Source organism: Maribacter sp. (assembly GCF_016744255.1).
In the GTDB taxonomy this organism is placed as follows: domain Bacteria; phylum Bacteroidota; class Bacteroidia; order Flavobacteriales; family Flavobacteriaceae; genus Maribacter_B.
This window is the reverse complement of sequence record NZ_JADGES010000122.1, coordinates 1-9,246: the sequence shown is the minus strand read 5'-3', so window position 1 is coordinate 9,246 and position 9,246 is coordinate 1. Positions and strand designations below refer to the sequence as shown.

Below are 9,246 nucleotides of genomic sequence, written 5' to 3'. Positions count from 1 at the left end.
TTACCTCCTCTAATTACAATATCTAAGCCACTTCCTGGCTCTCCATTACCCGCACTTACTTGTACGCCTGCTACTCGCCCTGCTAAAGCTTCATCAAAATTAGCAACTGGTGCCTCGGTTAGCTTATCCATTTTTAATATGGCTACAGAACCTGTAAGGTCTTTTTTCTGCACTGAGCCATAACCAATTACAACCACATCATCTAATTGTTGCAGATCTGGGTTTAATTGAAAATCTACTTTAGTTTGGTTTGTTACTACCATCACTACGGTTTTGTACCCTATATAGCTACAACTTAGAGAAGCTCCGTCCTCTACTTGTATTGTATATTTACCATCAAAATCTGCCGTAGTTCCATTTAATGTTCCTGTTTCTATAACATTTGCTCCTGGGAGTGGCGTTCCAATTTCATCTGTAATTGTCCCTGTTATAGTCTTTACCTGTGCATAAGTAGAGAAGCTACACAATGCTCCAAATAAAATCATAAAAAATATGATTCTACTACTTTTTGACTTTATTAAAAATAGTTTGAAATAATTCTTCATTAATTTGTTTTTTAGGTTTAGTTATACCTCGCTAGTTTAGATGTAAATTTAGATCGTATCTACATTCATTTAAGGGGGGTAAGAAGGTCTTTTAGAAGTGGCTATCTGTTCCTTTTATATAAAATTTGGATTTAAACTTAGGTACAGCGAAAAATACCTGCATTTTTAATTTTCTTCTCTGTATTGAGAAGGCAAAACATTAAACAGCTTTTGGAAACATTTTCTAAAATATTTTAAATCATTAAAACCTAGTTCAAAAGCAATCTCTGATATGTTTAATTCTGATTTTAAAATTAATTGTCCTGCTTTTTTTAATTTAATTGTTCTAATAAATTCTGTAATGGATTGACCCGTTAAGGCCTTTAATTTTCTATATAAAACAGAACGGCTCATACTCATTTCTGCTATAAACATGTTTATAGAGAAATCTGAATTCGATAAATTTTGTTCCACAATATCAATAGCCTTTTGCAAAAACAACTCATCTGCCGAAGTAACTGTTACATCCTTAGGTTCTAAAATAATATCCTTTTTAAACTTTTTAATAAAACTCTTTCTAGATTTTAATATGTTGCTTACACGTACTTCAAGTATGTTGGCATCAAAAGGTTTTGTTATATAGGCATCTGCACCAATCTTATAACCCGAATCTTGAGATTTCTTTGCGGTTCGTGCCGTTAATAATATAACTGGTATATGGCTTGTTAAAATATTAGATTTAATATTACTACATAACTCTATGCCATCCATTATTGGCATCATAACATCACTTACAATTAGGTCTATATCATTTTTCTTAGCAATCTCTATCCCTTCTTTACCATTATTGGCCTCATAAATATTGTAGTTATCTTTAAAAATGTCCTTAATAAATGTTCTTACCTCTATATTATCTTCGACCAATAATATGGTTGCTTGGGGTTTCTTTATACTAATATTTTCTTTAATTTTATTTTGATTTCCTGTATTCAATTGGTTTATTGAACGAATACCTTTGTCTAAATAAACTTGCTCAACAACCTCACTAGCTCTTGAGTCATTTATAATCTCTTTTTTACTTAAATGTTTCTTTCCTAAAGGTAATAATACTGTAAAGGAGGTTCCTTTACCCTCTATACTAGTTACTTTAATTGTTCCTTTATGGAGCTTTACCAGGCTTTTTGTTAAAGCTAGACCAATTCCTGTTCCCGAACGAGTATTTTCATTTTGCCCTAATTGATAAAAACGGTCAAATACAAATTTTAAATTCTTTTTTGGAATACCTATTCCATTGTCTTTTATAACTAGCTTAAAAAAACAATTTTCTTTTTTTTCTTTTATACTTTTTCTTTCTATTGTTGAAACGTCAATAGAAATTTCCCCATAATCTGCTGTAAATTTAAACGCATTTGAAAGTAAGTTAAGAACAATTTTTTTTATTTTTATTTTATCACACCAAACATTAATATCTTCATTCGAGGAATTAAATGTATACTTGATGTTTCTTTCTTTTGCTAACTCATCGAATGAAAGTTTAATATTCTCTATATAAGAAACAATTTTATTTTTAGAAGCTTTTAGCTGTAATTTACCAGACTCGCTCTTTCTAAAATCAAGTAACTGATTAATTAGTTGCAGTAATATGTTAACATTCCTATATATATTTTCATGCTGTTTTTGTATAAAATCATCTCCAGATTTCTTGCTTATCATCCGCTCTAATGGCCCAGCAATTAAAGTTAATGGCGTACGAAAATCATGAGAGATATTAGTAAACAACCTTAATTTCATTTGATTTATTTCCTCTATTCTTTCTTTTTCTAAGCGCTCCTGTTTTAATTCATTTCTTTCATAGATTCTTAAAAGACTATATTTTCGAATGGCTAAAAGTATAGCTATAAATATACTTCCGTAAATAAGAAAAGCCCACCACGTTTTCCATGGAGCAGGAAGAATATTTACAACAATTTCTTCCCCTTTTTCATTCCATAAACCATCACTGTTAGATGCTTTAACTTTAAAAACATACGACCCTGCATCTAAGTTTGTATACGTAGCAGATTTTTTATTTCCAATATAATTCCAATCATCATCAAACCCATCTAGCTTATAAGCAAATTGATTTTTATTTGGTTGGGAATAACTCAACGCAACAAAATTAAAACTGAAAACATTTTGATAATATTTTAAATGAATCTCATTTTTAAATTTTGTTTTGTTTGGTAATGGTTTATTATTTACAAGAATTGATGTAACAAAGACTGGTGGTACAAAGGCGTTTTCAACAATGTCGTTAGGGTTAAAAAAATCGAGCCCATTAGCTCCCCCGAACACTAAATCGCCATTATTCAACTTTAAAAAAGCACCATAGTTAAATTCATTTCCTGCTAAACCATCGGAAGTATCAAAATTCTTAAACTGTTTAGAATCTATATTAAGTCGGCTCAAACCATAATTGGTACTTAGCCAAATATGGTTATAATTATCTGGTAAAATACCGTAGATTACTTCGTTTGGCAAGCCATTGGGTATGCCATATTTTATACTTTTTTTGGATGTAGAATTATAGTAATACAATCCATCCCCTTCTGTACTAATCCAAAGGTTTTGTCTTGGGTCTTCATAAACACAAAGTGTTGCACTTGTATTATATAAATCGCTTTGTTTCTCTTTATAATGTATTGGGTTAATCTTATGCGTTTTAATATCCATTTTAACTAAACCTTTAGCTCCACCAATTAATAAGGTGTTAGCATCAGAAGTCTCTGTTATAGTATAGATAAGAGAACCTATTAAATCTGTTGGATCTTTTATTCTTGTTATTGTATTGGTAAGAACATTTAGAACGTTTAAACCTCCTCCAGAAGTTCCTATCCAAATATTGTTATGGCAATCTTCTAATAAAGAGATAACTCTATTATTACTTAAACTTGTACTATCTCCAATTTTATTTTTATACTTTCTAAATTTAAAGGGAAGTTTTTTGGTGTTTAAAAAATTAAGACCTCCTTCATGTGTACCAATCCAAAAATTTCCATCTCTAGTACGGATCATTGATTTTACATTATTCGCACTAAGACTATTAGGGTTGTTATCATCATGAGTATAATAACTAAACAATCCTGTTTTTTTGTTTAAAAAGTTAATTCCCCCACCTTCTGTTGCTACCCATAAATTATGGCTAGGGTCTTCTATTATAGAACTAACTACTTTATAATTTAGTTTAGAATTGTTTGTTCCTGAAGAAAAATGTTTGAACAAATCAAAGCTTCTATCATAATAATTTATTCCTCCTGCGTAGGTCCCTATCCAAATATCTCCCTTACTATCTTCAAATATGTCATATATAGAATTATGACTTAAGCTATTGGAGCTATTTTCATTGTGAACATAATGTGAAATAGAATTTCTATTACTATTAATAACATAAAGTCCATTGTACGTCCCTATCCATAAATCTCCTAAGTAGTCTTCTTTTATACTTCTTACTTCATCACTAATAGCCAATGTATTATTTACGCCTATTTTATAAGGTTCAAAAGTAGTATTCTCTCTATTAAATAAGAACAACCCGTTTTTAAAACCTAACCATAATTGCTTTTTATTATCTTCATAGAGTACAGGCACATAATTCATCTTTTTAGATGAATCGTGTGGGTAAGCATAATGTTTAAAACTGTCTGTTTTCTGATTATAGACGTCTACACCTACTGTTGTGCAAATCCATAAATTACCATCTGCTGTTTTTAATAACGAGTTTGCTTGGTTGTCATTTAATTTGCTAGTGTCTGTCTTTAGGTTTTTATAAGTTGTAGTAATCCCACTTTTTATATTAAATTTTTTTAACCCTAAGTTAGTTGCCAACCATAGGTGGTCTTTATCTTCTGCCTCAATATTCCATATTTCGTTGTTTGCGATACTTCCTTCATTGTTGGTTTGCTTAAATCGTTCAAAGGCATCCTTATCTGGCATATACCTATTTAACCCATTAATTGTTCCTACCCATAAATTTCCAAGTTCGTCTTCGAACAAAGATTTTATAATACTATGACTTAAGCTATTTTTATTTTGGGAGTTGTATCTATATGTTTTAAAAGTATACCCATCATATCTATTTAGCCCATCCCTTGTACCAAACCATAGAAATCCTTTTTTATCCTGTAATATAGATAGAACAGAACTTTGAGATAAGCCATCTTTTAATGAAAAATGTTTAAATTTTAAAGCTTTATATTCATTCGTGTTTCCCTGACCCAAAAGGGAAGTTATTACTACATTTAGAGAAAGAAATAATATAAGGGTTCTTAATTTCATACTCGTGGTCTTTTAAATAAACAGTACGTTATGACTATTTTTTAGCTAGTTATTTTGTCTTGCTGATGATTTTCGCTCTATTAAGCTTGATTTTAATATTATAGTTTCATTTATTATGTCACTAGAGTTTTCTTTTATTTGAGACAATAATAAAGTAGCCGCCGTTTTTCCAATTTCAAATCCAGATTGATTTATTGTTGTTAAAGATGGCTCAATAACAGAAGAAATAGTCTCATTACTAAAACCAACTATAGCAATATCTTCTGGCACCTTAATACCTCTTTCTTTTAAATATTGAATAGCACCTATTGCTGCCACATCGTTTGCAGAAAAAATACCATCAACTTTATACGGAAGAGATAATATTTTTTTAATATTTTCAACACCATCTTTTTCCATCAAGCTCGAACTCAAAACAAGTTCATCTCTTAACTTTATTCCATGCTTTTGGAGTGCTGCTTTATACCCTTTAAATCTATTCTTATATATTTCAAGGTTTTTCGGCCCCGAAAAGTGCGAAATAATTCTACATCCATTATTAATTAAATGCTCCGTAGCATCAAAACCGGCCTGAAAATCATCAATAAGAACATTGCTATTATCTGGAATATCACAATGTCTATCAAAAAAAACCAAACGTGTTCCTCTCTTTTTAAGGTCTTCTAAATGTTGGTAATTTTCCGTCTCCATTGAAACTGACATTAGAACTCCATCTACCCTATTTGCCGATAAAATTTCAACTATATTTTTTTCCCTTTCTAACTGCTCTAGTGATTGGCAAATAATTACGCTATAGCCCTTCTTATAAGCAGTCTCTTCTATACCTGCTATTGCCGAAGAAAAGAAATGACGAGATATTCTTGGAACTATAACCCCTAAGGTAAAAGTTTTACTTTTTCGTAAGTTAGAGGCCAAATGATTCCTCTTATAACCTAGCTCATTAGCCTTTGCTATAATCTTATCTTTTGTTTTTTTTGTAACTCTTGAACTATTATTTAGCGCTCTTGAAACAGTGGAACTATCTATGCTCAAAATTTTAGCAATATCATGTATAGTTACTTTATTATTCTCCATTCTTAATTATAACAATAGTGCTATTTACTTTCTTTTAATATTCTATAAACCCTTAAAAAATTATCTAAAACAAATAATAGCAAATATCCTTTTTTTATTAATATAAGTTAATGCTTTAAAATAGATTTTTTTGCAGGCATCATAGTCCTACAAATACTTTATTTTATACATATATTATTCTACAAATATAAAAATACCAAAATACAATCGATTGTATTTTGGTATTTTTTATTACTTTTACCTAAAATTCTATAATCATTTACAAAATAAAAAAAATAATATACTACTAATTAGAAGCTAAAATATTATGAAAACCAAATATGAAGTTCGCTATGCATCTTCGCCTAAAGATGTAAAAAATTACGATACAACAAGACTAAGAAAAGATTTTTTAATCGATGATTTAATGACTTCCAATGTCATAAATTTTGTTTATTCTCATTACGACAGATTTATGACTGGTAGTGCCGTACCTACCAAGACACCTTTAAAATTAGAAACAATTGACGCCTTAAAGGCATCGTACTTTTTAGAACGAAGAGAGTTAGGAATAATAAATATTGGAGAAACTGGAACGGTAACCGTAGATGGCACATCTTATATATTAGAACATAAAGAGGCTTTATATTTAGGCCAAGGAAATAAAGATGTTGCGTTTTCTAGTAAATCTGAAAACAACCCTGCGCGTTTCTACTTAAACTCTACTCCTGCACATAAAGCATACCCTAATAAAAAAATAGGAATCAAAGATGTAGAAGTTATTGAATTAGGTTCTCCAGAAACAGCAAACGCTAGAACATTAAGAAAATACATAGTTAATAGTGTGGTTGATGTTTGCCAATTACAAATGGGTATGACTACTTTAAAATCTGGAAGCTCTTGGAATACCATGCCAGCTCACGTACATGATAGAAGAATGGAAGTTTACTTTTATTTTGAAGTCCCAACTGATCAAGCTGTTTGCCATTTTATGGGAGAACCACAAGAAACCAGACATATCTGGATGAATAATAACCAGGCTATTATATCGCCACCTTGGTCTATACATTCTGGATCAGGAACAAGCAGCTATAGCTTTATTTGGGGAATGGCAGGTGAAAATTTAGACTACGGAGATATGGATCATTGTAAAATAAACGAATTAAAATAAATTTAAAAATATGTCAACTAAATTATTTGATTTAACAGGAAAAGTAGCATTGGTAACTGGTGCTGTTCATGGTCTAGGGATGGCAATGGCAAAAGGTCTAGGAAATGCAGGAGCAACCATTGTAGTAAATAATCATACAAAAGACGCATTAGATGAAGCCATTGCAGAATATAAAGCCTGTGGTTTAAACGCCTATGGTTATGTATTTGATGTTACAGATGACAAAGCCGCAGAAAAAACAATTGCACAAATTGAGGCTGAAGTAGGCCCAATAGACATTTTAGTAAACAATGCGGGCATCATTAAAAGAACGCCAATCATTGAAATGGAAACAGCAGATTTTGAACAAGTTATAAAAGTAGATCTTGTAGGGCCGTTTATAGTATCTAAATATGTTGCCAAAGGGATGATTGAAAGAGGTGGCGGAAAAATAATTAACATTTGCTCAATGATGAGCGAATTAGGTAGAGATACCGTTAGTGCCTACGCAGCCGCAAAAGGCGGTCTAAAAATGCTAACCCGAAGTATGGCTACAGAATGGGCAAAATTTAATATCCAAACAAATGGTATTGGACCAGGCTATTTTGCTACTAGCCAAACAGCTGCAATTAGAGTAGACGGACACCCTTTTAACGATTTTATTATTAAAAGAACACCAGCCGCACGTTGGGGAAACCCAGATGATTTGCAAGGAGCTACCATATTTTTAGCGTCTAAAGCAAGTGATTTTGTTAATGGGCACGTGGTTTATGTTGATGGAGGAATTTTAGCCACTATTGGTAAACCAGCAAACGAAAACTAAAAAATTTAAACAAATGAAACGACTTCGTAAATCGATTCTATTTTCTTTAACATTATTGTTGCTTTCTTCTTGTGCAAACAAAGAGGAAGCAACTACTATTAGCGTTAAAAATACACTTAATGTTGAAAGAACATTCGAGACCATAGAATTAACCAAATCTTTTTTAAAAGTTGAAGACCTCTCTACAACTGGCATTCTAAATACAGAAACAAAAAAGCTAGAGCTAACACAAACTGTAGATAACGATAGCGATGGTGTTTTAGATGTTATTTTATTTCAACCAAAAATTAAAGCAAATTCAGAAGTTAATTTTAAAATAGTTACCGTTAAAAAAACAGAAAAGCCTACTGCGCCAGAATTATGTTTTTCGCGTTTTGTACCAGAGCGTACCGATGATTATACTTGGGAAAATGACAAAGTAGCTTTTCGCGTTTATGGCCCAACAGCACAAAAAATGATTGAAGATAGTATCCCTGGCGGTACATTGTCTAGTGGTGTTGATGCCTGGTTAAAAAAAGTAGACTATCCTATTATTAATAAATGGTATAAAAAGGAAACGGAAACAGATGGTACGTATCATGAAGATACTGGAGAAGGTCTAGATAACTTTCATGTTGGTATAAGCAGAGGTGTTGGGGGGATTGGTATTAAACAAGATAGCACTTATTGTTTTTCTAAAAACTATTCCGAATGGAAAACGCTAACAACAGGACCAATTAGAACAAGTTTTTATTTAAATTATGAAGACTGGGATGCAAATGGAAATAAAATCATAGAGTCTAAAGTTATAAGTTTAGATTTAGGTAATAATCTCTCCAAATTTAAAACTTCTATTCAAGGAAGTAATACAATTTCAGCAGGGCTAACGCTTCATGAAAAAGATGGTAACGTTACAGGGAGTAATGGCAATGGCTGGGTAAGTTATTGGCAACCCCATGGAGAATCAGAGCTAGGAACAGCTATTTTAGCTCCTAAAAGTACTTTTATTGCTTATGAAACCTATACCTCTGAAACCAAAGACTTAAACAATGCTTATGCAAAATTAAAAGTAGAAAATAATGAAGTAATTTATTATGCTGGTTTTGGTTGGAAAGAGAGCGGACAGTTCAAAAACAAAAAAGATTGGGAAGATTACTTAAATAAATTTAGTCAACAAATTAACAATCCATTACAAGTTAAAGTACTCAATCGTTAAAATTGCATAATATATAACTACGTGTCCCCCAAAGCTTATTTATATATTATGCTATTTTTTTAAGTTCCATACAAATCCTTTTTAAACTATTGCTTTACTAAAATATAAGACCTAAGAATAGCTCTAGTTTATTATCTTATAATAAATTTACCCCTAAAAATAGTTACTCACCAGAGATAACCCTACC

At 31.2% G+C, this 9,246-nt stretch carries 6 protein-coding genes; 3 read left to right on the top strand and 3 right to left on the bottom strand.

The features are described from left to right. From QZZ51_RS15045 to QZZ51_RS15035, 3 genes are all read right to left on the bottom strand, one after another. On the bottom strand, positions 1 to 545 hold a 545-nt coding region (locus QZZ51_RS15045), incomplete at its 3' end, for a carboxypeptidase-like regulatory domain-containing protein (protein ID WP_291871141.1). Positions 546 to 710: 165 nt separating this feature from the next. Further along, complete coding sequence (locus tag QZZ51_RS15040) at positions 711 to 4,838, bottom strand: hybrid sensor histidine kinase/response regulator transcription factor (protein WP_291871139.1); 4,128 nt, start codon at positions 4,836 to 4,838, stop codon at positions 711 to 713. 45 nt (positions 4,839 to 4,883) lie between these two features. After that, complete coding sequence (locus QZZ51_RS15035; RefSeq protein WP_291871137.1) at positions 4,884 to 5,912, bottom strand: LacI family DNA-binding transcriptional regulator; 1,029 nt, start codon at positions 5,910 to 5,912, stop codon at positions 4,884 to 4,886. A gap of 307 nt (positions 5,913 to 6,219) precedes the next feature. Here QZZ51_RS15035 and kduI point away from each other — a divergent pair, with 307 nt between their 5' ends. The 3 genes from kduI to QZZ51_RS15020 are packed head-to-tail and all read left to right on the top strand — an operon-like array spanning position 6,220 to position 9,059. Continuing rightward, on the top strand, positions 6,220 to 7,062 hold the full coding sequence (kduI, locus tag QZZ51_RS15030) for a 5-dehydro-4-deoxy-D-glucuronate isomerase (RefSeq protein ID WP_291871135.1): 843 nt from the start codon (positions 6,220 to 6,222) through the stop codon (positions 7,060 to 7,062). A gap of 10 nt (positions 7,063 to 7,072) precedes the next feature. Continuing rightward, a complete protein-coding gene (locus QZZ51_RS15025) occupies positions 7,073 to 7,864 on the top strand; it encodes a gluconate 5-dehydrogenase (RefSeq protein ID WP_291871133.1) in 792 nt (263 codons plus the stop codon). Positions 7,865 to 7,877: 13 nt separating this feature from the next. After that, positions 7,878 to 9,059 carry a DUF4861 family protein gene (locus QZZ51_RS15020; RefSeq protein ID WP_291871132.1) on the top strand — a complete coding sequence of 394 codons (1,182 nt, stop codon included), beginning with the start codon at positions 7,878 to 7,880 and terminating at the stop codon, positions 9,057 to 9,059. Positions 9,060 to 9,246 lie beyond the last annotated feature (187 nt).